Annotated in this window: 22 protein-coding genes; 11 read left to right on the plus strand and 11 right to left on the minus strand. The window is 65.9% G+C overall.

Annotated features, from left to right (window positions below; all coding sequences use genetic code 11):
• Positions 1-118: 118 nt before the first annotated feature.
• Together xylB and AC0WR5_RS10510 are read right to left on the minus strand one after the other, a co-directional pair.
• Entirely contained in the window at positions 119-1,570 is a 1,452-nt protein-coding gene (gene xylB, locus AC0WR5_RS10505) for a xylulokinase (protein WP_475862985.1), read from the minus strand.
• 6 nt (positions 1,571-1,576) lie between these two features.
• A complete protein-coding gene (locus AC0WR5_RS10510) occupies positions 1,577-2,614 on the minus strand; it encodes an NAD(P)-dependent alcohol dehydrogenase (RefSeq protein WP_475862986.1) in 1,038 nt (345 codons plus the stop codon).
• A gap of 646 nt (positions 2,615-3,260) precedes the next feature.
• On the opposite strand from AC0WR5_RS10510, the gene AC0WR5_RS10515 reads away from it, so the two are divergent.
• Entirely contained in the window at positions 3,261-4,496 is a 1,236-nt protein-coding gene (locus tag AC0WR5_RS10515; RefSeq protein WP_475862987.1) for an aromatic ring-hydroxylating oxygenase subunit alpha, read from the plus strand.
• Entirely contained in the window at positions 4,493-5,575 is a 1,083-nt protein-coding gene (locus tag AC0WR5_RS10520; RefSeq protein WP_475862988.1) for an FAD-binding oxidoreductase, read from the plus strand. Before AC0WR5_RS10515 ends, AC0WR5_RS10520 begins: the two co-directional genes overlap by 4 nt.
• A gap of 42 nt (positions 5,576-5,617) precedes the next feature.
• Here the strand turns inward: AC0WR5_RS10520 and AC0WR5_RS10525 are convergent, their stop codons facing one another.
• Positions 5,618-6,250 carry a helix-turn-helix domain-containing protein gene (locus tag AC0WR5_RS10525; protein ID WP_475862989.1) on the minus strand — a complete coding sequence of 211 codons (633 nt, stop codon included), beginning with the start codon at positions 6,248-6,250 and terminating at the stop codon, positions 5,618-5,620.
• A 253-nt stretch (positions 6,251-6,503) separates the two neighbouring features.
• On the opposite strand from AC0WR5_RS10525, the gene AC0WR5_RS10530 reads away from it, so the two are divergent.
• The 6 genes from AC0WR5_RS10530 to AC0WR5_RS10555 are packed head-to-tail and all read left to right on the plus strand — an operon-like array spanning position 6,504 to position 12,836.
• Positions 6,504-7,505, plus strand: a complete 1,002-nt coding sequence (locus AC0WR5_RS10530) for a BMP family protein (RefSeq protein ID WP_475862990.1) — start codon at positions 6,504-6,506, stop codon at positions 7,503-7,505.
• A 9-nt stretch (positions 7,506-7,514) separates the two neighbouring features.
• On the plus strand, positions 7,515-9,062 hold the full coding sequence (locus AC0WR5_RS10535; protein WP_475862991.1) for an ABC transporter ATP-binding protein: 1,548 nt from the start codon (positions 7,515-7,517) through the stop codon (positions 9,060-9,062).
• Positions 9,059-10,150, plus strand: a complete 1,092-nt coding sequence (locus tag AC0WR5_RS10540; RefSeq protein WP_475862992.1) for an ABC transporter permease — start codon at positions 9,059-9,061, stop codon at positions 10,148-10,150. The genes AC0WR5_RS10535 and AC0WR5_RS10540 overlap by 4 nt, the downstream gene beginning before the upstream one ends.
• A 1-nt stretch (position 10,151) precedes the next feature.
• On the plus strand, positions 10,152-11,105 hold the full coding sequence (locus AC0WR5_RS10545) for an ABC transporter permease (protein ID WP_475862993.1): 954 nt from the start codon (positions 10,152-10,154) through the stop codon (positions 11,103-11,105).
• A gap of 14 nt (positions 11,106-11,119) precedes the next feature.
• Positions 11,120-11,902 carry a TatD family hydrolase gene (locus AC0WR5_RS10550; protein ID WP_475862994.1) on the plus strand — a complete coding sequence of 261 codons (783 nt, stop codon included), beginning with the start codon at positions 11,120-11,122 and terminating at the stop codon, positions 11,900-11,902.
• Positions 11,903-11,912: 10 nt separating this feature from the next.
• Positions 11,913-12,836, plus strand: coding sequence for an N-carbamoyl-D-amino-acid hydrolase (locus tag AC0WR5_RS10555; protein ID WP_475862995.1), 924 nt, complete (start codon positions 11,913-11,915; stop codon positions 12,834-12,836).
• Positions 12,837-13,022: 186 nt separating this feature from the next.
• Here AC0WR5_RS10555 and AC0WR5_RS10560 read toward each other — a convergent pair whose 3' ends face one another.
• The 6 genes from AC0WR5_RS10560 to bcoG form a co-directional block, all read right to left on the minus strand.
• Complete coding sequence (locus AC0WR5_RS10560; protein WP_475862996.1) at positions 13,023-14,669, minus strand: ABC transporter ATP-binding protein; 1,647 nt, start codon at positions 14,667-14,669, stop codon at positions 13,023-13,025.
• Complete coding sequence (locus AC0WR5_RS10565) at positions 14,669-15,481, minus strand: ABC transporter permease (RefSeq protein WP_475862997.1); 813 nt, start codon at positions 15,479-15,481, stop codon at positions 14,669-14,671. Before AC0WR5_RS10565 ends, AC0WR5_RS10560 begins: the two co-directional genes overlap by 1 nt.
• 10 nt (positions 15,482-15,491) lie before the next feature.
• Positions 15,492-16,451, minus strand: a complete 960-nt coding sequence (locus AC0WR5_RS10570; protein ID WP_475862998.1) for an ABC transporter permease — start codon at positions 16,449-16,451, stop codon at positions 15,492-15,494.
• Positions 16,452-16,458: 7 nt separating this feature from the next.
• On the minus strand, positions 16,459-18,048 hold the full coding sequence (locus tag AC0WR5_RS10575) for an ABC transporter substrate-binding protein (protein WP_475862999.1): 1,590 nt from the start codon (positions 18,046-18,048) through the stop codon (positions 16,459-16,461).
• Positions 18,049-18,249: 201 nt separating this feature from the next.
• Positions 18,250-19,695: a carnitine 3-dehydrogenase gene (locus AC0WR5_RS10580; RefSeq protein WP_475863000.1), complete on the minus strand. Its 1,446-nt coding sequence runs from the start codon at positions 19,693-19,695 to the stop codon at positions 18,250-18,252.
• Positions 19,692-20,615, minus strand: coding sequence for a 3-dehydrocarnitine:acetyl-CoA trimethylamine transferase BcoG (bcoG, locus tag AC0WR5_RS10585; RefSeq protein ID WP_475863001.1), 924 nt, complete (start codon positions 20,613-20,615; stop codon positions 19,692-19,694). The genes AC0WR5_RS10580 and bcoG overlap by 4 nt, the downstream gene beginning before the upstream one ends.
• 363 nt (positions 20,616-20,978) lie before the next feature.
• Here bcoG and AC0WR5_RS10590 point away from each other — a divergent pair, with 363 nt between their 5' ends.
• Entirely contained in the window at positions 20,979-21,914 is a 936-nt protein-coding gene (locus AC0WR5_RS10590; RefSeq protein WP_475863002.1) for a GlxA family transcriptional regulator, read from the plus strand.
• 15 nt (positions 21,915-21,929) lie between these two features.
• On the opposite strand, the gene AC0WR5_RS10595 is transcribed toward AC0WR5_RS10590, so the two are convergent.
• The gene (locus tag AC0WR5_RS10595; RefSeq protein ID WP_475863003.1) at positions 21,930-22,832 is read right to left on the minus strand and encodes an alpha/beta hydrolase fold domain-containing protein; all 903 of its coding nucleotides are present in this window, start codon (positions 22,830-22,832) and stop codon (positions 21,930-21,932) included.
• A 67-nt stretch (positions 22,833-22,899) separates the two neighbouring features.
• A complete protein-coding gene (locus AC0WR5_RS10600; protein WP_475863004.1) occupies positions 22,900-23,553 on the minus strand; it encodes a TetR/AcrR family transcriptional regulator in 654 nt (217 codons plus the stop codon).
• 131 nt (positions 23,554-23,684) lie between these two features.
• Between AC0WR5_RS10600 and AC0WR5_RS10605 the strand changes: the two genes are divergently transcribed.
• Positions 23,685-24,596 (plus strand): shikimate dehydrogenase, encoded by a 912-nt coding sequence (locus tag AC0WR5_RS10605; RefSeq protein WP_475863005.1) that lies wholly within the window; start codon positions 23,685-23,687, stop codon positions 24,594-24,596.
• 24 nt (positions 24,597-24,620) lie between these two features.
• The gene (dctP, locus tag AC0WR5_RS10610) at positions 24,621-25,634 is read left to right on the plus strand and encodes a TRAP transporter substrate-binding protein DctP (protein WP_475863006.1); all 1,014 of its coding nucleotides are present in this window, start codon (positions 24,621-24,623) and stop codon (positions 25,632-25,634) included.
• The last annotated feature ends 79 nt before the right edge of the window (positions 25,635-25,713 follow it).

The following is a 25,713-nucleotide window of genomic DNA, read 5'->3' on the forward strand; positions in this document are numbered from 1 at the left end:
TGCGGTCCAATGCCCAGTTAGCGCAAACGACATCATCACAAGATGAAAGGGCCATGCCGCAGTGCAGCGGCACGGCCCTTTTTTACCTAACCCTTGACCAGCCAACTTATTTGCATGGTCAAGAGGTGATTGATCTCAGTGCGGGGTAAGCTGACAAGTGGGTCTCATACTTTTTCGCATAGGCCTCTGCCAGGTTTCGCAGGGGCCTGATTTCCTCCCTCACCCGCGGCTTGGCAAAGATCCTCTCGGAGGTATCGCCAGTCGCACAGGCCGCAGCCAGCTTCGCGGCCCCGAAGGCTGCGCCGAAATCGCCGTCTTCCGGCACCAGAAGGGTCAGCCCCGTCGCGGATGCTAGGATGTTCAGCCAGGCCCGCGACCGCGCGCCGCCGCCAACGGCATAGGCCGCCTCGAGCTCCGTTCCGGCCTTGCGCAGCACCCGCACGCAATCGGCAAAGGCCATGGCCACCCCCTCCATCACCGCCTGAACCATGTCGGGCAGGCCGGCATCCCGGCGCAGGTTCACGAAGGCAGCCGATGCGCCCGGGTCGTTCAGCGGCGTGCGCTCGCCCGACAGGTACGGCAGGAAGGTCACCGGCGAGGCGGCCGCAACATCATCCGGCAACAGTGCCGCCAGCTCGGGCACCGGCATCCGGGTTATCTCCGAAAGCCAGCTCATCGAATCCGTGGCCGAGAGGATCACGCCCATCTGGTGCCAGGTATCGGGCACCGCATGGCAAAAGGTATGGACCGCGTCACCGGTATTCGGCTGATAGCTGTCGCTGGCGGCAAACAGCACGCCGGACGTTCCGAGCGAAAGGAACCCCGTGCCGGGCGTCATCACGCCCATGCCACAGGCAGTGGCAGCATTGTCGCCACCCCCGCCTGCCACCGGCACCCGTGGCAGCCCCCAGCGTTCGGCCAGGTCGGCCCGCAACCGGCCCGATACGTCCGACCCTTCGACCAGGGCAGGCATCTGGCTGCGCTCGAGGCCCGTCGCGGCCAGCAGTTCATCCGACCAGTCACGCTTTCCGACATCGAGCCAGAGCGTTCCCGCCGCATCCGACATCTCGCTGACATGCTCCCCCGTCAGCCACAGACGCAGGTAATCCTTCGGCAGCAGCACCTTTGCCGTCCTGTCGAAGATCTCGGGCTCGTTCTCCTGCACCCAGAGCAGCTTGGGCGCCGTGAAACCGGCCATGACGAGGTTGCCGGCGATGCCGTGAAAATCCGCCCTGCCCGTCAGCGTCTCGCATTGTGCCCCCGAACGACCGTCGTTCCACAGGATGCAGGGGCGCAGCACCTGGTCGGTGGCATCGAGCAGCGTGGCACCATGCATGTGCCCTGACAGGCCGATCGCCTGAAGGCGCGACAGGGCCGCACCGTGGCTGGCCTTCAGCTGGTCCAGCACCTTGCCGGTGGCCGCGATCCAGTCCCGCGGTGCCTGTTCCGACCAGCCGGCCTGCGGCCGCTGCACCGTCAGCCCGGCATGGGCCACGGCAACGGTCGCAAAGTTTTCGTCCACCAGCATCGCCTTGATGCCGGAGGTCCCCAGGTCAATTCCGAGATACATGCGCGCTTACTCCGGCATCCTGATCTGCAGTTTCACGTCGGTGTCGCGCGCCTCGACAGCGCGATCGAACCCGGCGATACTCTCCTCGAAGGGGATTGTATCTGAAATCAGCGGCTTCAGATCAACCTTGCCGGACCCCATGAGCGCAATCGCGCGGTCATAGACGTTCGCATAGCGGAAGACCGTCTCCACACGCAGCTCCTTGGCCTGCAGGCCAACGATATCGACCGGCACCGGATCGACCGGCATGCCGACAAGCACGATGGTCCCCCCGGGACGGGCCAGGTCGGCCATGCCCAGGATTGCCGGCGCCGCGCCGGAACATTCGAAAACGACATCGGCGCCCCAGCCATCGGTCGCCGCAGCTATCGCACCGGCGGCTGGTGTTTCGCGAATGTTGACCGTCTCGATGCCATCATAGGCCCCGATGATATCCAGTTTCGGTTGCGCCAGGTCGGTGACGATCACCTTCGCACATCCGCCTGCAAGCGCGGCAAGCGCCACCATCATGCCGATCGGCCCGGCGCCGCTGACCACGGCGATGTCTCCTGGCTGGATGCGTGCCCGCAGGGCCGCCTGCATGCCGATGGCAAAGGGTTCGACCATCGCGCCTTCGGCAAAGCTAACGCTGTCCGGCAACTTGTAGGTAAAGGCAGCCGGGTGGATCACTTCGGGCATCAGGCACCCATGCACCGGCGGCGTCGCCCAGAAACGCACCGCAGGATCCACGTTGTAGATCCCCAACTTGGAGGCCCGCGAGGTGGGATCGGGAATGCCCGGCTCCATGCAGACCCGGTCACCAGGTGCCAACTGGGTCACTTCGGCGCCGCATTCGATCACCACGCCGGCCGCCTCATGCCCCAGAACCATCGGCTCGTTGACGACGAAGTGGCCGATCTTTCCATGGGTATAATAATGCACGTCGGAACCGCAGATCCCCACGGTATGGATCCGGATGCGCACATCCTTGGGGCCCAGCGTCGCCGCAATGTCGAAGTCCCGCAGCGACAGCTTGCCCTTTTCCTCCAGAACCAGCGCCTTCATCCTCTGTTCCTCCCAAGATCGAAATCGTCTCTCGGCCTCCCCGCACGGGACCTGCCGCTACATCTTGTGCTGGCCTGCGCCACCGTGGAAGTAAACGAAAACCGGCTACCCACCCGAAAAATCATGGCCGATCAGAAAATTAGTATCGGCCCCATGAGTCCGGATGCACATCGCAACCGGGCCGGGCCGCAAATCGCCGCACCGCCGCGCCCCCACGATTCGCGGCGCATCCGCCCCTTTGTCATCCTCGACCCTCGGGTCGCTTTCCGCCCCCGGGGCGATAGGTCTGTTTCGCGTGGCGTCATGTCGCAAACAGAATTCTGATTCTCGCCGCCGTCTCTAGAATGAGTTCAAGTGTCGGGTGTGGCCCCCGGGCCGTGACACGTCGCGCGGGTCTCCCATCCGCTGCGGCACTTCAGGGATGGAACGCGCAGGTCTTGCGGAAATGCCCATGTCGGAAAACGATCCGACAGGTAGGGCAACGCATTGAAAATGCTGTTCTTCTCTCGAAGTTCTCCCGGTCACCGACCCCACCGCGGCGCTTGGCGCGGGCGCAGGCAAGCTTCCGGTCTCCACCGGCCTGACGTTCCGCAACACCGCCGCCCCTGTCAGCCAACGGGCAAAGCCCCGTATACGGAGAACGGCCATGGACGCAGCGGCCAAAGCGCAAGACCTCCTCAGCAGGCGCAAACCGGGGCATTCCCTCGAGCAGCCCTTCTATACCGATCCCGACATCTTCGATCTCGACATGCAGCAGTTCTTCTACACCGACTGGCTGTTTGTCACCGCCGCATGCGCCCTGCCGAAAAAGGGCAGCTATGTCACCCACCGCGTGGGAGCCTACAGCGTGGCGATCGTGCGCGGTCAGGACGATGTCATCCGTGCCTTCCACAACACCTGCCGCCACCGGGGTTCGATCATCTGCAAATCCGCCGCCGGCCACGTACCCAAGCTGGTTTGCCCCTATCACCAGTGGACCTACGAGCTCGACGGCCGCCTGCTCTGGGCGCGCGACATGGGCCCGGATTTCGACGCCTCGAAACACGGTCTGAAGCCGGTGCATTGCCGCGAGCTTTCGGGCCTCGTCTACATCTGCCTGGCCGAGAACGCGCCTGACTTCGACGCCTTCGCCGAAACCGCCGCCCCCTACCTCGGCGTGCACGACCTGAGCGAGGCCAAGGTCGCGCATCAATCGACCATTGTCGAAAACGGCAACTGGAAACTGGTCTGGGAAAACAACCGCGAGTGCTACCACTGCGCGGGCAACCATCCTTCCCTCTGCCGCACCTACCCCGAGGACCCCACGATCACTGGCGTCTCTCAGGACGGCACCTTCCCCCCCAAGGTCGAGGCCCATTTCCAGCGTCTCGAGGGCGGCGGCGCGCCCTCGCGCTTCACCATGGCCACCGATGGCCAGTACCGCCTGGCCCGCATGCCGCTGCTCGACGGCGCCGAGAGCTATACGATGAACGGCAAGATCGCAGTGCAGAAACGCCTCGGTCGCGTGCCCTTCCTCGACGCCGGCACGCTGCTGAAATTCCATTACCCTACGACCTGGAACCACTTCCTGTCGGATCATTCGATCACCTTCCGCGTGACCCCTATCAGCCCCACCGAAACCCAGGTTCAGACCACTTGGCTGGTGCACAAGGATGCCGTCGAAGGCGTCGACTATGATCTTGATCGCCTGACCGAGGTCTGGATCCACACCAACGACGAAGACCGCCAGGTCGTCGAGGACAACCAGCAGGGCATCAATTCGCCCGCCTACGAGCCCGGACCCTATTCGGCCAGCCATGAGGACGGCGTCCTGCAATTCGTCGACTGGTACTGCAACACCCTGACCAAGCGCATCAGCCCCGTCCGGATCGCAGCCGAATGAAGTCGCCGAATTCCGCTCTCGCCCAACCGATCAGCACCTGGGACGGGACCGCGCCGCTGGAATGCGTCGCGGTCCTGCCCGAGGCCCCCGACGTCGTGACCTTCAGCTTCGCGGCCGAGGACAAGTCGCTGTTCTCCTACCTGCCCGGTCAGTTCGTCACCCTCGAACTGCCGGTGCCGGGCGGCCCGTTCTATCGCACCTATACCATCTCCTCCACACCCTCGCGCCCGCTCTGCCTGACGATCACCGTCAAGGCTCAGGCAAATTCCATCGGAACGCGCTGGATGCTGGACAACCTGAAACCCGGCATGAAGCTGAAGAGCACCGCCCCCGGCGGCACCTTCACCAGCCACCATCACCGGGCCGAGAAGTACCTCTTCATTTCTGCCGGGTCCGGCATCACGCCGATGAAGTCGATGACCACCTGGTTCTACGACACCGGCCGCCCCTCCGACATCGTCTTCGTCAACTGCGCCAGGCGCCCGTCCGAGATCATCTTCCGCGAAACGCTCGAGCACATGGCCTCGCGCACAGACAAGCTGAAACTGAAATGGGTGGTCGAGGAAAGCGACCGTTTCCGCCCCTGGGCCGGCTACGAAGGCATGTTCAACCAGCTGATGCTGGGCCTGATCGCGCCCGACTACCTCGAGCGCGAGGTCTTCTGCTGTGGTCCCGAACCCTTCATGCAGGCCGTGCGCGAAGCGCTGCAGGGGCTCGGCTTCGACATGGAGCATTACCACCAGGAGAGCTTCCAGGCGCCCACGGCAGACCATGCCGAGGATCCGGCCGAGGGCGACGTCATCCCCGACGAGGAAACCAGGGCCGAAGTCATCTTTGCCGAGTCGGGCGTCACCGCGACCTGCGCAGAGACCGACACGATCCTGGGGGCGGCACGCAGCGCCGGCCTCAACATTCCCTCGGGCTGTACCTTCGGGGTCTGCGGCACCTGCAAGATCAAGAAGAAGTCCGGCCAGGTGCACATGGTGCACAACGGCGGCATCACCGACGAGGATATCGAGGAAGGCTACGTGCTGGCCTGCTGCTCGCATCCCATCGGCACGGTCGAAGTCGAGGTCTGATCCCCACGGGCTCCCATGTATGGGGCGGCCATCGCGCCGCCCCTATCTGTTCGCGCCGGTTCCCCCTGGCATCCGGCAAATCGACAGGATCCGCGCCGGCGCATCGTTGCGGGCGGTAAATCCATGGCTCGCCGAGCCGTCGAAATAGACCGAGTCCCCGCGCTCCAGATCGAGCGGCGCATAGGGGTCCATGTCAAAGGTCACCGCTCCCTCCAGCACATAGAAGAATTCCTCGCCCCTATGGGCGCTGCGCACCGCGCCCGGCACCCGGCCATCAACGGGGATTTCAACGATCATCGGCTCAAAGACCTTGTCGGCAAGCTCCGTGGCCAGTGCCTCGTAGGTGCCCATTTCGGTCCCGTAGAACCGGCCCTTGCCCGCCCTTGTCACCGCGCGCGCCCCGCTGGGCGGCCGCACCGGGGCACCGCCAATCAGGGCACCGAAATCGATCTGCAACCCCTCGGCCAACCGCACCAGCACGCTGTAGGCCGGCTGGGTCTGGTTGTTCTCGATCTTGGACAGGGTCGAAATCGACACGCCCGTCCGCCTCGACACCTCGCTCAGCGTCCAACCATTCAGCCGGCGCATCGCCGCCAGGCTTCGCCCCGCGCCCGTCGCACCCGAGTCGCCCTGCCCCGGGGCGCCAGTCGCCTCCTGATCCTCTTGCCTGGTCATAAACGCCCCCGCGTGCTGCCGCAGATCGCGAGGACCTGCCAAAGCTGCGCGCAAAACAGACAGTCTGCCCGGTTCTGCGCGCTTCTGCCTGCCGATAGTCGGAACAAAAGTTTTCAATACTGAAAAATTCTAGACGTTCGGAAAAAACACTGCAACCTGTGGCGCACAGACCCGCCTGCATACCGTACGCATCGCTGAATTCCCGGGCGTACACCCGCGGGACGGGTCACCACCAACAGAGGATCCAACCACGATGCCCACCCCCCGCAGAACCCTCGCGGCTCTGGCCCGGATGGCGCTGACGGCACTTGTTGTCGCCACGACCCTCCTGCCCGGCGCGCTCCGGGCGCAGGAAGATGACGCGGTCAAGGTCGCGCTGATCCTGCCTGGCCCGATCACCGACAACGACTGGAATGCCGGTGGCTACAACGGCCTGATGCAGGTCAAGGACCAGCTCGGCCTCGACGTCGCCTATTCCGAGAACGTCACCGACGCAGACGCCGAACGCGTGATCCGCGACTATGCTCAGCGCGGCTATGACCTGATCATCGCGCATTCCTTCTCCTACGGCGATGCCACCCTCGCCGCCGCAGAGGATTACCCCGATGTCATGTTCCTGGCCGGCACGGCGCAGGAACTCGCCCCGAACGTCGGCACCTACGACAACCCCGATTACCAGGGTGCCTATCTTACCGGGATGCTCGCGGCCGGCGCGTCGAAATCCGGCGTCATCGGCTGGGTCGGCGGTAACCCCGCACCCAACATGCTGGCCAACTACCACGCCTGGGAAGAAGGCGCGAAGGAGGTCGACCCCGATATCACCGTGCTGCTGACCTGGATCGGTTCGTGGTTCGACCCGCCCAAGACCAAGGAAGCGGCCATCGCGCAGGTCGAACAGGGCGCGGACGTGCTCTCGGCTCAGGCCGTCGGCGTGATCGACGCCGCCAACGAAAAGGGCGTGCTCGCCATTGGCGCGGTCTCCGACCAGAACCACCTCGGCCCCGATGCCGTGCTGACCTCCGTTCTCTGGGACCTGGGCCCCGTCTATGTCGACGTCGCCAAATCGGTTCAGGACGGCACCTGGCAGAGCCGGAACTGGACCTACGGGATCAAGGAGGGCTCGATCAAGCTCGCCGATTTCCACGGTCTCGACAGCAATGTCGACCCGGCCGTTCTCCAGGCCGTGCAGACCCGCGTGCAAGAGATCAAGGACGGTGATTTCACGGTCCCCCATGACACCTCGATGGTGAAGTAACCGAACCGAATGTCTCAGCAACAGACACAGACCAAACAGGTGGCGGCGCTCGATCTGAGCGGCGTCACCGTCCGTTTCGGCAATTTCACCGCCAATGATGCCATCGACCTGACCATCGGCCGGGGCGAGATCCACGCCCTTCTGGGCGAGAACGGCGCCGGAAAGTCCACCCTGATGAACGTCGTGTCGGGCCTGCTGACGCCGCAGCATGGCGAGATCCGGGTAGAGGGCCGACGCGTGCATCTCTCCTCACCGCTGGACGCCGCTGCCCAGGGCATCGGCATGGTGCATCAGCACTTCATGCTGATCCCCACCCTGACCGTGGCCCAGAACGCCTGCCTCGGGCTCCCCCGCGCCGGGCGCTTCCTGCCCGACATGCGCAAGGTATCGCGGGAGATCACCGAGATCTCCCGGAAATATCGCCTCGCCGTCGATCCCCATGCGATGGTCGGTGATCTCTCCGTTGCCGGACAGCAGCGGGTCGAGATCGTCAAGGCGCTCTATCGCGGCGCTCGCATCCTGGTGCTGGATGAGCCCACCGCCGTGCTGGCCCCGTCGGAGGTCGAAGGTCTCTTCGACGTTCTACGCATGCTACGCGCCGCCGGCACCTCCGTGATCTTCATTTCCCACAAGCTCGACGAGGTCACCACGATCAGCGACCGCGTCTCGGTTTTGCGTCGCGGCAAGATGGTCGCCACCCGCGACATTGCTGACACTGACGCCGCAGAACTTGCCCGCCTGATGATCGGCGGAGAGCTGACCCTGCCCACCTCGGCCGAGCCGGTGCCCGCCGATGCGCCCCTCGCCCTCAGGGTCTCGCACCTCGCCATCAGCGATGACCAGGGCGTCGCCCGGGTAAAGGACGTCAGCTTCACTGCCCGCGCCGGCGAGATCATCGGCGTCGCCGGTGTCGACGGCAATGGCCAACAGGAACTGGCCGCGGCGCTCGTCGGCCTGCGCAGCCCCACCGCCGGCGCCATCGAGCTGACGGGACACGACATTTCGCGCGCCAGCCCCGGCGCCCGCATCGCCCTCGGCCTCTCGCATATCCCCGAGGATCGCCTGCGCACCGCCCTCGTCGACCTGCCCATTGCCGACAATGCCGCGATGGAAACCATCTCGCAGCCGCCCTTCTCCCGTCATGGCTGGATCGACCGCGCCGCCATAGACAACTTCACCGCCGATCTCATCCGCACTTACGACGTGCGCTGCACCGGCCCGGACCAGACGGCCACGACGCTCTCCGGCGGGAACCAGCAGAAGGTCGTGCTCGGCCGTGCGCTCTCGCGCGATCCCTCGCTGATCGTTGCCGTTCAGCCCACCCGTGGCCTCGATGTCGGCGCCACCGCCTTCGTCCATTCCGAGCTTCTGGCACAGCGCAAGCGCGGCGCCGCCGTGATCCTCGTCTCGACCGAGCTCGACGAGATCTTTGCCCTGGCCGACCGCGTGATCGTGATGTTCGGCGGTCACCTGGCCGGCACGCTGACCCGCGATCAGCTCACCACCGAACGACTAGGGGCCCTGATGACGGGCCAGAAACTGGCAGATCCCGCATGAGTTCCGAGGATACAGACACCTCCGCCCCGCCGCTCCTGGCCAGCCAGGGTATCGGCACCATTGCCGCCGCAATCCTCGCCGCTCTGGCCGTGGGTGCGGTTCTCATCCTGGCCTATGGCGCCAGCCCCGTGGCCGCCTATGCCGCGCTGCTCGACGGCGCCTTCGGCAGCTGGAATTCCATTGCCGAAACGCTCCTGCGGGCGATCCCGCTCACCTTCGCCGGCCTTGCCGTCGCGCTGGCCTTTCGCGGCGGCGCCTTCAACCTCGGCGCCGAGGGGCAGCTCTTTCTCGGCGCCACCGCCGCCGCGGCCACCGGCCTTGCCCTCAAGGGCAGCGAGACCTGGATCGTCCTGCCCGCAATGCTCTTTGCCGCCGCCATCGCCGGCGCCTTCTGGTCCGGCCTCGCCGGCGCGATGAAGCTGCGGTTTGGTGCCAACGAGCTGATCACCACGATCATGCTCAACTACATCGCAATCTACCTCGTCTCCTGGCTGCTTCACGGCGCCTTGCAGGAGGCCTCGGGCTACATGGCCCAGACCGACCGCCTCGGTCGCGAAGCCCGGTTCCCCGATCTGATCCCCCGCACGCGCCTGCACTGGGGCTTCGTGCTTGCGCTCATCGCCGTGCTCGGGGCGCACCTGGCGCTCTGGCATACCACCTGGGGCTTCCGGCTCCGCGTCACCGGCCTCAACGCACGCGCCGCCCTCAACGCCGGCATGAATGTCACCGCCATTTCCATGTCCGCCTTCCTGATCAGCGGCGCCCTCGCCGGCGTCGGCGGCATGATCGAGATGGTCGGCATCCAGCACCGGATGATCGAGAACTTCTCGCCCGGCTACGGCTATACCGGCATCATCGTCGCGCTGCTGGGCCGCACCAGCCCCCTCGGCGTCCTGGCCGCCGCCATCCTCTTTGCCGCGCTTCAGGTCGGTGCCACCACGATGGAGAGCAGCGCCGGCGTGCCCGGCATGGTCACCACCATCATCCAGGGGATCATCGTGCTCTTCCTGATCGGACGTGGCGCCGGGGCATGGACGATGCACCTCTACCGGCAGGCCCGCCGCAAGTCCCTGCTACAGGAGAGCTGACATGGACACCCTTCTCACCTTGCTCACCAGCCCGCTCGCCGACGGCTTCTTCGAGGCCGCAATGCGGCTCTCGGTGCCGATCATGCTGGCCGCCCTCGGCGGGATCTATGCCGAACGCTCAGGCGTGATGAACATCGGCATGGAGGGAATGATGCTTGCCGGCGCCTTCTGCGGCTTTCTCGCGGCCTTCCTGACGGGCAACCTCTGGTGGGGTGTGGCCGCGGGCCTGGCTTCGGGTGCCGTGCTGGGCCTCGTTCTCGCCTTCTACACGGTCGTGCTCTCGGCCAACCAGGTGGTTACCGGCGTGGCCATCAACCTGCTCACCGTCGGCGCAACAAGCTTCGCCTTCCGCGCCGCCTTCGGCAACGGCACGACACAGCCGCGCATCACCCCCTTCGCGCCGCTCGACATTACGGGCCTCTCCGGCCTTCCCGTCATCGGCCCGCTCTTCTTCCATCAGACGGTCCTGGTCTACCTCGCGCTGGCGCTCGTGCCGCTCTCCTGGATCTTCCTGTCCCGCACCGCGCCCGGCACGGCGATCACCGCCGTGGGCGAGCACCCTCAGGCCGCCGAGACCCTGGGCATTTCGGTCGCCCGCACCCGCATCACCTGCGTGATCTGGTCCGGCGCGCTCGCGGGCCTGGGCGGCGCCTTCCTGTCGCTTTCCGCCACGGGCCTCTTCCTCGACAACATGACGGCCGGCCGTGGCTACATCGCGCTGGCAATCCTCGTGCTCGGCCGTCGCACGCCACTGGGCGTGATGCTGGCCGCCATGGTCTTCGGCGGCGCCGATGCCCTTCAGCTGCGCGGTCAGAATTTCGGCCTCGGCGTGCCCTACCAGGTGCTGCTGATGTTGCCCTACCTGCTGACAATCGTCATTCTCATCGGCGTCGCGGGCCGGGTCCGCGATCCGGCAGCCCTCGGACTGCCCTTCCGCCGCGCCCGCGCCGCCTGATTTCGGAGCCTTCCATGTATATCGACAGCCATCTTCATCTCGATTTCGACGAATTTGCCAAGGACCGCGATCAGGTTCTCGCGCGCGCCGCGAATGCCGGCGTCGGTGCCTTCGTCACCATCGGAATCCGGGTGCGCGATTTCGACCGGGTGCTGTCCACCGCCCGTGCATACCCCAACGTATGGTGCACCGTCGGCACCCTGCCGCATCACGCCGACGAAGAGGCCGACGTCACGACAGAGGAGCTCGTGGCACTGGCCCGGGATCCCAAGGTCGTGGGCATCGGGGAGTGCGGCCTCGATACCTTCCTTGGCAATGCCACCTGGGACAATCAGGTCAAGGTCTTCCGCGCCCATATCGCCGCGGCGCGCGACACCGGCCTGCCCCTGATCATCCACTCGGTGAAACAGGACGAGGCCATGGGCCGCATGCTCACCGAGGAATACGAGAAAGGCCCGTTCCGCATCCTCATGCACGGCTTCTCCGGCCATCAGCCCCTGGCCGAAACCTGCGTGGCGCTCGGCGCGCATTTCTCCTTCTCGGGCCTGCTCAGCTACCCCGACAACGGCCATATCCGCGAGGTTGCAGCAACCCTGCCCGCCGACCGCCTCTTGCTCGAGACAGACGCGCCCTCCCTGGCTCCCCTGCCGCTCGACCCCGAGGCGCGCAACGAGCCAGCCAATATCGCGCATATCGCCGCGCTTCTGGCCAGCCTTCGGGGCACCACGGCCGAGGAGATCGGCCGGATCACCACCGCCAACTTCTACGACGCCTACCCCAAGATCCCCCGCCCCTGAGGAGCCGCCCATGACCCGAAAGATCACAATCGCCTCGGCCCAGATGGGCCCTATCGCCCGGGCCGACAGCCGCCCCGTGGTCGTTGCCCGCCTGATGGAGCTGCTGCGAGAGGCCCATGCCCGCGGCGCGCGGCTCGTGGTCTTTCCCGAGCTGACCCTCACCACCTTCTTCCCGCGCTGGCACCTGACCGATCCCGAAGAGATCAACGCCTTCTTCGAGCGGGAGATGCCCGGCCCCGAAACCCGTCCTCTCTTCGAGCTCGCCGAAGAGCTCGGCATCGGCTTCTATCTGGGCTACGCCGAACTTGACGGTACACAGCGTTACAATGCCTGTGTTCTCGTGGGCCCCGATGGCAAGATCATCGGCAAGTATCGCAAGATCCACCTTCCCGGCTGGGATGCCCCGCAGCCGCACCTTCAGGCCCAGCATCTGGAGAAATACTATTTCAAGCCGGGGAACCTCGGCTTTCCCGTCTTCCGCGCCATGGGCTCCACCATCGGCATGGCCATCTGCAACGATCGCCGCTGGGCCGAGACCTATCGTGTCATGGCCCTCAAGGGGGCCGAGATCATCCTGCTGGGCTACAACACGCCCAACGATCACACCGGCAATTTCGACTTCGACAACCTGACCAGCTTCCACCATCAGCTCTCGGTAACCGCCGGTGCCTACCAGAACTCCACATGGGTCGTGGCCACCGCCAAGGCCGGGCTCGAGGAAGGCTCAAGCATGATTGGAGACTCGATGATCGTGGCGCCTTCGGGCCAGATCGTCGCCCAGGCCGTCACCACCGGTGACGAGGTGATATCCGCCAGTTGCGATCTCGACATGGCTAGGCTCTACCGCCAGACGATCTTCGATTTCTCGCGTCACCGCGAGCCCCAGGAATACCGGATCATCGCCGAGCAGAAAGGCCCGCTCCCGACCGAGTGATCCCCCCCATCTACCCCGACTGCGCCGCCCGGCTCCCTTTCCGGGCGGCTTTTTTTAGCGCGCCCCCCCCATGGCAAAGGGCCGCCCGGTTTCCCTGGCGGCCCTTTTCATCTTTCTGCAAATACGGATGGCGCCACGCCGGCAAGGGGCGCCCGGTCTCGTCAGGCGCACCCCGCCCCGGCCCCTTCAGTCGCCGTCGGCGGCCTGGGCGGCGGCGGCGGCTTCGGCGAGGGCCTCTTCCATCCAGCCGATGCGCATCTCCGGCACCGACTTCAGCAGCAGCTCGGTGTAATCGTCGAAGGGCGGCGCCAGGGCCTCGGCCTTGGGGCCATAGCGCACCACCTTGCCCTTGTGCATCACCGCCACCTGGTCGGCGATCGCGCGCACCGTCGCGATGTCGTGGGTGATGAAGACATAGGCCACGTCCTCCTTCGCCTGGATCCGCGCCAGCAGCTCCAGGATCCCCTCGGCCACCAGCGGGTCCAGCGCCGAGGTCACCTCGTCGCAGATGATCAGCTTCGGCTTTGCCGCCAGGGCCCGCGCGATGCAGACCCGCTGCTTCTGCCCGCCCGAGAGCTCGGAGGGATAGCGGTCGTAGAAGCCCGGATCGAGCTCGATGTCCTCGAGCAGCTCCAGCACCTTCTGCTTCTGCGCCTTGCCCTTCAGGCCAAAGTAGAACTGCAGCGGACGGCCGATGATCGTGCCCACCGTCTGACGCGGGTTCATCGCCACATCCGCCATCTGGTAGATCATCTGCAGCTCCTGCAGATCCTCGCGAGAGCGCCCCTTCAGCGCCGGAGAGAGCACCCGGCCGGCAAAGCTGATCTGTCCCTCGCTCGGCGGCAGCAGCCCCGTCATCACCCGCGCCAGCGTCGACTTGCCAGAGCCGCTCTCGCCCACGATGGCCAGCGTCGTGCCCGGTTTCAGCTCGAGGTCGATGTTCTTCAGCAGGTCGCGGCTCATGCCGCGATAGCGCGCCGCGATGCCCTCGATCTTCAGCACCGGCTCCACCTCGGGATTGCGGTCGGCGTGGCTCTTCGAGGTCACCGAGACCAGCGCCCGGGTATAGTCCTCGCGCGGGGCGTTGATCACCTGGTCGGTCGGGCCGGTCTCCACCTCCCTCCCGTGGCGCAGCACCATGATCTCGTCGGCGATCTGCGCCACCACCGCAAGGTCGTGGGTGATGTAGAGCGCCGCCACACCGAACTCGCGGATGGCATGCTTGATCGCCGCCAGAACCCCCAGCTGCGTGGTCACGTCGAGCGCCGTGGTGGGCTCGTCGAAGACCACCAGGTCGGGCTTGGGGCAGAGCGCCATGGCGGTCATCGCCCGCTGCAGCTGCCCGCCCGAGACCTGGTGCGGATAGCGGTTGCCGAAGCTCTCGGGGTTGGGCAGGCCGAGCGCGCGGAACAGATCCACCGCCCGCGCCTCGGCCTCGGCCTTGCTCGCCCGGCCGTGCCGCAGGGTGGATTCGATCACCTGCTCCATCAGCTTCTTCGCCGGGTTGAAGGCCGCCGCCGCCGATTGCGCCACATAGGTCACATCGGCGCCGCGCAGCTGCCGCAACCGCTTCACCGAGGCGCCGCGCATCTCCTGCCCGTTCAGCAGGACATGCCCGCCCGTCAGCTCGACGCCGCCGCGGCCATAGCCCATCGACGACAGGCCGATGGTCGACTTGCCGGCCCCGGATTCCCCGATCAGGCCAAGCACCTTACCCTTGTCCAGGTTCAGCGAAACACCGTCAACGATGGTGATCCGGCGCGGCTTCTCGCCCGGCGGATAGCTCGTCGCCTCGATCTTCAGGTTCTCGATCTTCAGAAGCGGTTCAGCCATCAGCGGCCTCCTTTCAGCGAGGACGTGCGGTCCAGCACCCAGTCCGCCACGAGGTTGACCGAGATCGCCAGCGCCGCGGTGAAGGCCGCCGGCAGCAGCGCCGCCGGGATGCCGTAGACGATGCCGTCCTTGTTCTCCTTGACGATACCGCCCCAGTCCGCCTGCGGCGGTTGCACGCCGAGGCCCAGGAACGACAGCGTCGAGATGAAGAGCACCATGAAGATGAAGCGCATGCCCATCTCCGCCACCAGCGGCGACAGCGCATTGGGCAGGATTTCCCGGAAGATGATCCAGGCCGTCCCCTCGCCCCGCAGCGTTGCCGCCTCGACGTAGTCCATCACCTCGATGTCCACCGCAACGGCCCGGCTCAGACGGTAGACCCGCGTGCTGTCCAGAAGCCCCATGACCAGGATCAGCACAGGCACCGTCACCGGCACCACCGAGAGCACCACAAGCGCGAAGATCAGCGTCGGGATCGACATCAGCAGGTCGACGAAGCGCGACAGCAGCTGGTCCACCCAGCCGCCGGTGACGGCCGCGAAGAGCCCCAGCACCGAGCCGGTGACAAAGCTCAGGATGGTGGCCGCCGTGGCGATGAAGATCGTCGTGCGCCCGCCGTAGATCAGCCGGCTCAGCAGGTCGCGGCCGATGTTGTCGGTGCCGAACCAGAACTGCGCCGAGGGCGGCTCCCAGACGTCGCCCACGACCTCGCTGAAGCCATAGGGCGCCAGCTGCGCGGCAAAGATCGCCATCAGGAAGAAGGCGGCCGTGATGATCAGCCCGAGGAGGGCCGGAAGAGGTATCTTTCTCATGTCGGGTGCCTCATTTCGGGTGCCGCAGGCGCGGGTTCGCAAGGATCGCCACGATGTCGGCCACGATGTTCAGCGCGATGTAGATCGCCGCAAAGATCAGCCCGCAGGCCTGCACCACCGGCACGTCGCGCTTGGCCACGTGATCCACCAGGTACTGCCCCATGCCCGGGTAGACGAAGACAACCTCCACCACCACGACACCCACCACCAGGTAGGCCATGTTCAGCATCACCACGTTCACGATCGGCGCGATCGCGTTCGGGAAGGCATGGCGCCAGATCACCTTGGCCCGGCCCAGCCCCTTCAGCTCCGCCGTCTCGATATAGGCGCTCTGCATCACGTTCAGCAGCGCCGCCCGCGTCATCCGCATCATGTGCGCCAGCACCACCATCACCAGCACCGCCACCGGCAGCGTGATCGCATGCAGCTTCTCGCCCAGGCTCATGCCCGGATTGATCATCGACACCGCCGGCGCCCAGCCAAGCTGCACCGCGAAGTAGAACATCAGGATGTAGCTGAGCATGAACTCCGGCACCGAAATCGACGCCAGCGTCACCGCCGAGATCACCTTGTCCGGCCAGCGGTTGCGGTAGAGCACCGAGACCAGGCCCAGGATGATCGCCAGCGGCACCGAGATGATCGCCGCCCAGAAGGCCAGGAAGAGCGAGTTGCCGAGGCGCACGCTGATCGCCGCCCCGATGTCCTGGCCATTCGCCAGAGAGGTGCCCAGATCGCCATGCAGCAACCCCGACAGCCATTGGAAATACCGCACATGCGCAGGCTGATCGAGCCCCAGAGAGGCCCGCAGATTCTCCAGCGCCTGCGGCGTCGCCTGCTGACCCAGGATCGCCTGCGCAACATCCCCGGGAAGCAGCTGCGTCCCAACGAAAATCAGCACAGACACCAAAAACAGCAGAAGGAAGCCCAGCAAGATACGCTGGGCTACCAGTTTCCAGATGAAGACACTCATCGCGGGATCAGCTGAACCAGCACTTGGTGATGGCAAGCCCGTTCATCAGCTCGCCCACGCCATTGGCCTCCCAGCCCTGCACCTTGTCGCTGACGCCCTCGACCCAGTCGTTGAACATCGGCGTGATCAGACCGCCCTCGTCGCGCAGGATCATCGCCATTTCGCTGTACATCGCCTTGCGCTTGCTTTCGTCCAGCTCGCCGCGGGCCGCCATCAGCAGCTCGTCGAAACGCGGGTTGTTGAAACGGGTGTCGTTCCAGTCGGCGCTCGACAGGTAGGCGGTGGAATACATCTGGTCCTGCACCGGGCGACCGCCCCAGTAGGAGGCACAGAAGGGTTCCTTGTTCCAGACATCCGACCAGTAGCCGTCGTCGGGCTCACGCTCGATCTGCAGCGGGATGCCGGCAGCCTGGGCGCTCTGCTGGTAGAGCTGGGCCGCGTCGATCGCGCCCGGGAAGGCTGCCTCGGCCACCCGCAGGATGATCGGCGAACCGTCATGGCCGGACTTCTTGTAGAATTCCGCGGCCTTTTCAGGGTCGTAGGTCCGCTGCGGGATGCTCTCGTCGAAGAGCGGATAGCTGCTGTTGATCGGGATGTCGTTGCCGATGGAGCCATAGCCGCGCAACACCTTGTCAACCATCTCCTCGCGGTTGATGGCAAGCTTCAGGGCCATGCGCAGGTCGTTGTTGTCAAACGGCGCGGTGTCGCAATGCATGATGAAGACGTAATGCGCGGGTCCCGAGACATTCTTGACCGACAGGCCCGGCGCCCGGTCGAGCAGCGCCGCGACGCGGGGTGCCACCTGGCTGATCAGGTCGACCTGGCCCGACTGCAGCGCCGAGTTGCGCGCCGTGCTGTCGTTGATCACCAGCATCTCGATGCTGTCGAAATGGCCGCGGCTGTCATCCCAGTAGTTCGGGTTCTTCTCGAAGACCTGGCGCACGCCCGGCTCGTTCTCGACCACCTTGTAGGCATTTGTTCCGATGCCTGCCGCCGGGTCCTCACGGCCACCGTCGGGCTGGATCACCAGGTGATAGTCGCCCATCAGGTACGGCAGGTCGGCGTTGGCGTGTTCCAGCTCCAGGATCACCTTGTTGCCATCCACCTTCATGCCGGCGATGCCCTTCATGATCCCCAGCGCCCCCGACTGGGAATCCTCGTCGGAATGGCGTTGCAGCGTCGCCAGCACGTCATCGGGCGTCAGCGTCTTGCCGTTGTGGAACTCCACACCGTCGCGGATCGTAAAGGCCCAGGTCGTGGCGTCGGCCGAGGGTTCGATCTCGGTGGCCAGGCGCATGTTCAGACTGCCGTCGGCGTTCACCTCGATCAGCTGCTCACCGAAGGCGCGCAGGTTCTGGAAGGCCACGCGGTCTGCGGCCAGCGCCGGATCGAGCGTCGTGGTGCTCTGTCCGCCCCCCAGGCCCATCCGCAGGGTACCGCCTGCCTTGGGCGTTTCCTGGGCCTGCGCGGCACGGCCCAGCATGGTGCTCGCGGCCGTGGCGCTCAGGCCCACGGCAGCCGCACTCTGCATGAAGCTCCGGCGCGACAGGCGCCCGCTTGCGGCCCTGGCGGCCAGTTTTTCGATTTCTTTGCTCATCTTTTGCGTCCCTGTTGTTTGATTCTTTACTTTTTGTAAGTTAATTTACATTTCCGTCAAACCAACCGATCCGTTCCGCCCGACAGCAGCGCGGGCGCCCGTCGTAAACGGCGCGGTTCCGGGCAGAAGCGGCGCACTCTCCCCTCCCGCCCGGCAACGTAATGGTCCCGCACCAAGCACACATCGGCGCGGGGGCCTTCGTCAACCTTCTGCAGGGGCCGGCTGGGCGGCGGGTTTCTGGCCCACGTGGCGCCCGGCCTCCTCTGCCGGCATCCCGGCATGGGCCTCGGCATAGCGCGCAAGCGCCTCGGCCACCGCTCCCTCGGGCGCGGAACTGCGCCTGGTCTCAAGGTCAGTATGCAGCAGAAGCGTCTCCACCGTGGCCGCAATGCGACCATCGCCGCGCCAAATACGGTGCATCAGATGCATCTTCTTTCCCGCGCCCTGCAGCACCTGCGTGGTGATCCGGATGCGCTCGCCGGCCAGAACCTCGTCGATATAGCGGATGTGACTCTCGACGGTAAAATAGCTCTTGCCCGAGGCGATATAGGCCGCATCGGCGCCGATCAGCCCCATGAAGGCATCCGTCGCCTGGCTGGCCGCCTCAAGGTAATGGGTCTCGTTCATGTGACCGTTGTAGTCGGTCCATGTGACAGGCACCTGACGTTCCACCGTCACCGGCAGCCCGTCCTGCTCGCCCCCCGGGTTCAGCGCCGCCTCGTGCCCGGTCAGCACGCCGCCGGCGCCGCTGCCGGTGCGCCGCAGCGCCCGCATCATGCCCACCAGGTTGTCGTCGCGCAGCCGTTCCAGCGCGCGGATGGACATGTGCCCGGATTGCGCATCCGACTGTCCGGCGATCAGGTCCACCAGCTCGGGCGTGAATTCGGGCACGTCCATCAGCTTGGTCCAGGGCCAGCTGAGCGCCGGGCCGAACTGCGCCATGAAGTGCTTCATGCCCGCCTCGCCGCCGGCAATCCGGTAGGTCTCGAAGAGGCCCATCTGCGCCCATCGGATACCGAAGGCCATGCGGATCGCCTCGTCGATCTCCTCCGTCGTGGCCACACCGTCCTTCACAAGCCAGAGACTCTCGCGCCAGACCGCCTCCAGCAGCCGGTCCGCGATATGCGCGTCGATTTCCTTGCGCACCGTCAGGGGGAACATGCCGATGCCCTTCAGCACCTCGGCCGCGCGTTCACAGCGCTCCGGCGTCCCCACCAGCTCCACCAGCGGCAGCAGATAGACCGGGTTGAACGGGTGCGCCACGACCGCGCGCGCGCCCTTTTCGTTCAGCTCAGACGGCTTGAAGCCCGAGGTGGAGCTGCCGATCACCGCGCTCTCGGGCGCCGCCTCGCTCAGCAGCCCCAGCACCTTGTGCTTGATCTCCAGCTGTTCCGGCACACTCTCCTGCACCCAGTCAGCGGCATCAACTGCGGCTTCCATGCTGCTGGCAAAGCTCAGTTTTCCCTCGACGGGCAGCGCCTTGTCATAGAGCGCCGGCAGCGCCCGGCGGGCATTGGCGATCACCTCGCCGATCTTGCGCCCGGCCTCAGGATCGGGGTCGAAAACCGCCACGTCCCAGCCGTTCAGCAGGAACCGCGCCGCCCAGCCACCGCCGATGACGCCACCACCGATGATCGCGGCCTTCATGCTGCCACCGCCTTGGGCGCGCGCTTCACCAGGCCGAGTTTCTCTCGCACGGCCTCCGGGCCGATCACCTTTGCGCCCATGTTGCTGGCGATGGTCGCCGCCCGCTCCACCAGCTGCGCATTGGTGGCCAGCACCCCGCGATCCAGCATCAGGTTGTCCTCCAGGCCCACGCGCACGTTGCCGCCCGCCAGAACCGCCGCCGCCACATAGGGCATCTGGTCACGGCCCAGGCTGAAGGCCGACCAGGTCCAATCCTCGGGAATGTTGTTCACCATCGCCATGAAGGTGTTCATGTCGTTCGGCGCCCCCCAGGGCACGCCCATGCACAGCTGCACCAGCGCCGGCCCCCTCAGCACGCCTTCCTTCACCAGTTCCTTCGCAAACCACAGGTGCCCGGTGTCAAAGGCCTCGATCTCGGGCTTCACGCCCAGTTCCGTCATCATCCCGCCCATGGCGCGCAGCATGCCGGGCGTGTTGGTCATCACGTAATCGGCTTCGGCAAAGTTCATCGTGCCGCAGTCCAGCGTGCAGATCTCGGGCAGGCATTCGGCGATATGCACCATGCGCTCGCTGGCGCCCACCATGTCGGTGCCCGCCTCGCTCAGCGGCAGCGGCCGTTCCGTCGGGCCAAAGACCATGTCGCCGCCCATGCCGGCGGTGAGGTTCAGCACCACGTCCACCTCGCTCTCGCGGATCCGCTCCGTCACCTCGCGGTAGAGCGCGGGATCGCGCGACGGCACGCCGGTTTCGGGATCGCGCACGTGGCAATGCACCACCGCGGCGCCCGCGTGGGCGGCGTCGATGGCGGCCTCGGCGATCTGCTTGGGGCTGCGCGGCACATGGTGCGACCGGTCCTGGGTCGCGCCCGATCCGGTCAGGGCCGCGGTGATGAAGACCTCGCGGTTCATGGTCAAAGGCATGGGGTGCTCCTGAAGTAAGTCTGACCCGCAGTCACGAGGCGCCTCGGCACCGACGCACCGCGGGAGGGTTCCTGATTGTCTGCCCGGGCAAAACTGGCTCTGCCGCACGGGTATCCGCATGGCGCCACCGGGCCTGTCTCCTTCCGGGAACGGAGGCCCGCCGGCCACCGGCACCCCGCAGGCGCCGTCACGTCCCGGATCCTGTCCGCCGCGCACACGGGGCATCGGGCACGGGGCCACCTGCCGGGCACGGGGACATTGTCCATAAACGACAGTCTAGGGTGGTACGCGCCCCCGATCTTGTCCTATCCTGCCGCAAACCGATCCATATCCGTCAAATTTAACCTTTACGGCCGGCCCTGCATGACCAATGTCACCTTTCTCCTGCTCGACGGTTTCTCGAACATGGTCCTGTCCTGCCTGCTGGAGCCCCTGCGGGCCGTCCGCGACCAGGCACAGGAAGACGTGGAATGGTGCGTGGTCACCCCCGACAGCCGGCCGGCGCGCTCCTCTTCGGGGCTGTCCATCGCCGCCGATTTCGCGGCCTCCGATGCCCCCGATGGCGACCTGCTGGTGGTGGTCGCCGGCTACCGCTTTCGCCAGCACGCCGACACGCCGCAGGTGCTGCGCACCCTGCGCGGCCTCACCCGGCGGCACGATGTCATCGTGGGGGCGGATACCGGCGCCTGGCTGCTGGCCGCCGCGGGCCTGCTCGACGAACAGCCCGCCACCGTGCACTGGGCCGTCCAGCGCGACTTTGCCGAGGCCTTCCCCCGCGTCGATTTCAGTGATCAGCGCTTTGTCTCGCAGGGCCGCATCTGGACCAGCGGCGGCGCCTCGACCTCGCTCGACCTGATCCTGGAATATATCGGCAACCGCTTCGGACAGGCCCAGGCCTTCATGGCCTCGACCATGTTCCTGCATGACGCCAAGCGTGACCAGCTGCCCGACCAGGCCCCCGGGCGCCTCTCCGCGCGCGGCTCCGCACAGCTGCGGCAGGTGGTCAACCTGATGGCAGAGAGCATCGAGACGCCGCTGCCGCTCACCCAGATTGCCGCGCGCTGCGGCCTCGCGCCCCGCACCCTCGACCGGCTCTTCCAGGCCCAGCTCGGCATGGCCCCCGGCCGCTACTATCAGACGATGCGCCTGTCGCATGCCCGCGATCTGGCCAGTTCAACGCGCTTCGGGCTGCGCGAGATTGCCCTGCGCTGCGGCTATTCCGATGCACCCGCGCTCTCCAAGGCCTTCCGTCAGGCCTATGGCTATCCGATCGGCAAGGTACGCCCTGCCGTCACTTGACGCGGCACATAAGCTTCAGCGCGTAAACTCTTTCACCGCTTCGACAATTCCACGATAGGCCTCGGCGGCACGGGCACTCTGGTGACGCGCCCGCAGCCAGCCGTGCACAAGCCCCCGGTCCAGCACCCAAGCCGCATCAACCCCCGCCTTGCGCAGGTCGGCCACATAGTGCGAGCAATCATCGGCCAGCGGATCGCATTCCGCGGCAAAGGCGCGGGTCGGCGGCACCCGCCGCAGATCGCCCTTCGAGGCATTCATCCGTGCGTCGCCCCGCTCCACCCCGAGGGCCTCGAGATATCCATCCATGTCGTCCCGGCTCAGCAGCGGCGCATTGGCATGCATGTCATAGCTGCCACCGTGGAGCGGATAGCCGCAGCTCGGATAGACCAGCACCTGACCGCGCAGGTCGGGCCCGCCCCGGGTGCCGCAGTAGGAGGAGCAAAGCGCGCCCCCGGCACTGTCTCCCAGCAGGACCACCGGCCCGTCCGCCCGCAGGCTGTCGGCCACCGCGGCGAAATCGTCATAGGCGGCCGGGTGCAGATACTCCGGAGCCAGGCGAAAATCGACCGAAATCAGCTGCTTGCCCGTGGCGGCCGCGATCTCGGCACAGATATCGTCGTGGCTGTTCAGACCGCCGAGCACAAATCCCCCGCCATGGGCAAAGAGCACCGTGACATCCGTGGGCGTACCATAGACACGCACCGGCACGCCGGCGATCTCGCGGTCCTCCACCGGCAGGCCCGCTGGCCTTCCGTGGTGAAAATGCGCCGCCATGGCGTTGTAGACGCGCCGCTGCGCGTCCCAGTCATGGGGATCGAGGTCGTCGGGGTAGAAGGAGAGCGTCTCCGCGACGAAGGCCTGTACCTCGTCGTCCAGCAGCTTGGAATAGTCGGTGCGCGGCGCGGCGGTGGTGTTCATGTCTGTCTCCTCGGCTCTCGCCGCCAACTGAACGTGTCGGGGCCCGCGATGCAAGCCCTGCACCACGTCACTTCAGCACACCGCAGAGAATGCTGCGCGTCACCTGTTCACAGAGCGCCTTCTGCGCCTCTTCCTCGAACAGCGTCTCGCCGAAGTTCACCGAAAAGGTCGCCCGGTTCGACATGTTGAAAAAGCTCGCGGCGCTGATCTGCCAGTGCAGTGCCAGCGGCGAGACATCCTCCCGGAACAGCCCCGCCTCGAGCCCCGCGCGACAGATTCTCTCCAGCTGCGCAATGGCCGCCGTATTGGCCGTGAACAGCGACTGATCGCCTTTCATGTGGCGCCCGTTGTGGATGTTCTCGACCATCACGAGGCGGATGAACTCGGGGTTCTCGCGGTGGTGCCAGAAGGTGAATTCCACCAGCCTGCGCAGGGCCTCGTCGGGCGACAGCCCCTCCAGGTTCAGCTCCGCTTCCTGTTGGCGCACGCTGGCATAGGCCTGGGCCATGACCGCGCGGTACAGGCCCTCCTTGTCGCCAAAGTAGTAGAAAATCATTCGTTTCGAGGTGCTTATGCGGTCAGCGATATCCTGAACCCGCGCCCCGGACAGGCCCCGGTCGGCAAATTCGCTGCGCGCCGCGCGCAGGATGTCTGCCTTTACCGCCTCCGGATCCTGCTTCCAGGACCGTGCATCGCGCCGCTTGCGTTCGCTCTCCGCCATCGCTCTCCCCCTCGTCATCTCCAGCCTCAGAATGGCACTTTTAACCGCACGGTTCAATTGGCTTGACGAAATTAACCACCGGGTTCATTCTCCAGTCATCGAATCGGAGGATCTGGGAGGATTCCATCGTCATGACTGGTGCAAGCAGCCTCAGCGGCCGCGGCGACATGCTGCTGGCTGGTCTCGTCGGCAAGGGCATCGGCCTCTCGCGCACCCCCGGCATGCACATGGCCGAGGCCGAGGCCCAGGGCATGCGGGCGGTCTATCGCCTGCTCGATCCCGATGCCTCCGTCGCGCCCTACAGCCTGCCCGAATACCTGACCGCGGCCGAGACCGCGGGCTTCGACGGGCTCAACATCACCTATCCCTTCAAGATCGAGGTGATCGGCCTGCTCGACGAGCTCTCCGACAACGCCCGATCGGTCGGTGCCGTGAACACAGTCGTCTTCTGCGACGGCAAGCGCTATGGCCACAACACCGACCTCTGGGGCTTTGCCGAAGGCTTCAAGCGCGGCCTGCCCGATGCCACCCGCGACCACGCGCTGCTGATCGGCGCCGGTGGCGCCGGTGTCGCCGTGGCCCATGCGCTGGCCGATGTCGGCGTGAAACACCTGTCGATCAACGATGTCGATCCGGCCCGTGCCGCGGCGCTTGCCGAACAGGTTGCCGCCAACCGCCCCGGCGTCACCACCCAGGCCGTCACCGACCTGGCCGCGCTCGTTGCCGCGAACCGGCCCGACGGCATCGTCAACGCCACCCCCATGGGTATGGCCAAGCTGCCCGGAACATCCTTTCCGGTTGAACTGCTTGACCCTTCCATGTGGGTTGCGGATATCGTTTATTTTCCGTTGGAAACCGAGCTTCTGCGCGCCGCTCGCGCGCGCGGCTGCCAGGTGCTTCCGGGTTCGGGGATGGCCGTCTTCCAGGCGGTCCGTGCCTTCGAGCTCTTCACCGGTCGGCCCGCCGACCCAACCCGCATGAAGGCAACCTTCGACGCCTTCGATGCCCCCCCTGTGGCAGAAAGCACTGCTTCAGGACGCTGAGAGTTTACTTAGGGAGGAAACCAGATGAACTTCAAGCTGACCACCATGGCCACCGCCACCGCGCTGGCGCTCGGCATGGCCGCTTCGGCCCAGGCCCAGACCATCCGCGTCGCCCACGTCGACCCCGATGACTGGACCGCTTCGAAAAAGGGCGCCGCCGCCCAGATCTTCAAGAACATCGTCGAAGGCGAGACCGACCTCGAGGTCGAGATCTTCCCCGCCGGCTCGCTCGGCAACGAGGACGAACTGGTGTCGCAGGCCATGGACGGCCTGACCCAGGTGGCCCTGGTCTCCGGCGCCATGTCCAAGGTCTGCCCCGCAGCTTCCGTGCTCGACATCCCCTACACCTTCTCCTCGGCGACCGTCGCCTGGGAAGTGCTCGACGGCCCCTTCGGCGACGAGCTGGCAGAGCACTGCCTCGAGGAAACCGGCCTGCGCACGCTGGCCTATGGTGAAACCGGCTTCCGCAACTTCACCAACAACACCCGCCCGATCACCAAGCCCGAGGACATGGAAGGCCTGAAGTTCCGCGTCCAGCCGATCCCGCTCTACATCGAGATGGTCAAGGGCCTCGGCGGTGAACCCACCCCGATCGCATGGACCGAACTGCCGAACGCCCTCTCCACCGGCGTCGTCGACGGCCAGGAAAACCCGGTCGGCGTGATCTACAACAACGGCCTGCACAAGCTGCAGAAGTACATGACCCTCGACGGTCACGTCTATGCCGCCGACTTCATCGTCATCTCCGACGATTTCTTCCAGTCGCTCACCCCGGCTGAACAGGAAGTCGTGCAGAAGGCCGCCATCATCGCCGGCAACATGGGCCGCTCCATCCAGGAATGGAACTCGGCCGAAGGCGTCAAGAAGGTCCAGGACGAAGGCATGGAGGTCTATGCCCCCACCGCCGAGGAACTGCAGGCCTTTGCCGAAAAGGCACAGCCGGCCGTGATCGACTACTTGCAGGGCGAACTGGGCGACGATGCCGTCTGGATCGAGAAGCTGCAGAGCGCCGTGTCCGACGCCACCGCGTCGAACTGACCGCGCCACCCCTGACCCGGGCGTAACGCCCGCCCGGGCCTCACCCTAAACACTGCCGGGCCGGCTGCGGCCGGTCCGG

Source organism: Pseudooceanicola sp. DL12, assembly GCF_056270665.1.